This is a genomic window from Vibrio sp. Vb1574 (assembly GCF_033338675.1).
The window spans coordinates 1-1027 of the sequence record NZ_JAWOTC010000478.1; the positions used below are offsets into that span (position 1 = coordinate 1).

Genomic DNA, 1027 nt, shown 5'->3' on the forward strand with positions numbered 1-1027 from the left:
CACATCCACCAGTTCATTATTGGTGGTTACGTTGCGAATTCGCATCTGATAGCGCACTTCCGAGCCCGGCGTGTACGTCGGAGTGTCCGTCGACTTTTGCGCCAGCAGATTCGAAGTTCCCGGATCAAGCACGACAGCATTACTGTCCACGCCTGCAACTTTTGCTACGTTAGTTATTGCGCCCGTTGCATCCGCCGCAACTGTGCCATCAATTTCAAAGACAACGGTATCACCTGGCATCAGATCGAATGCTGCGTTTAAGGGTACATTGCCTTGATACTGACCATTGATGGAGAAGCGCTCTGACGTTGGTGCACTAACAATCGCCACGCTGTAATCCGTAAAAGCAGGTTTGCCATCAGACGTGTTAATCTTGTCCAGTTCATCCACAATGGTGGCACCATTAGTGGTACTTTCACCTACGTTGGTGACTGAGACTTGATACTGGATCTGGCCATTCGGATTGTAGTGACAATCAGTGCCCGTCGAAGATGGGAACGTACACGTACTGCTGTCGGCGGTCGTGTTCAGCACCAGTTTTTGGAAATCTAAAACAGGTGCGACAGGAGGAATGGTTTCCGTTGTGTCACTCTGGTTGCCGGCTTTTGCGGTGTTTCCATCGATATCACCGACAGCATCAGCGCGAACTTTCCCCTTTACGGTAAATTCGATCACTTCTTCAGGCGCAATATCAACCACCAAATCCAGATCATCGGTGGCATCGTATGGTTCGATGTAGGTGTCTTGCGTGCCACTGGTACCAACAGAGGTAAAGACGTGGCTGATTTCAGATTCTGAAAATGCCGATTTCGTTGTGTCACCAATAACTTCAACACGAACATTAGAGATGATGTCTTGAATCGCGGCCTCATCACGCCATACAGGTTCGGTGTTGGTCACCGTAAACTTATACACCACCTCATCTTCTGGTTTATAAGTGTCTCCCGCTGCGTAAGGTTTACCAGCAATCGAAACGATCTCTTTGTTAACGGCTAGATTGCTGCCTTCCGGTGTCACGCGAGCTGTC

Annotated in this window: 1 protein-coding gene; it reads right to left on the reverse strand. The window is 49.3% G+C overall.

Annotated elements, in window-relative coordinates; translation table 11 throughout:
- Positions 1-1027: hypothetical protein (locus tag R7O12_RS27000; protein WP_318127132.1), on the reverse strand; the 1027-nt coding region annotated here is incomplete at both ends.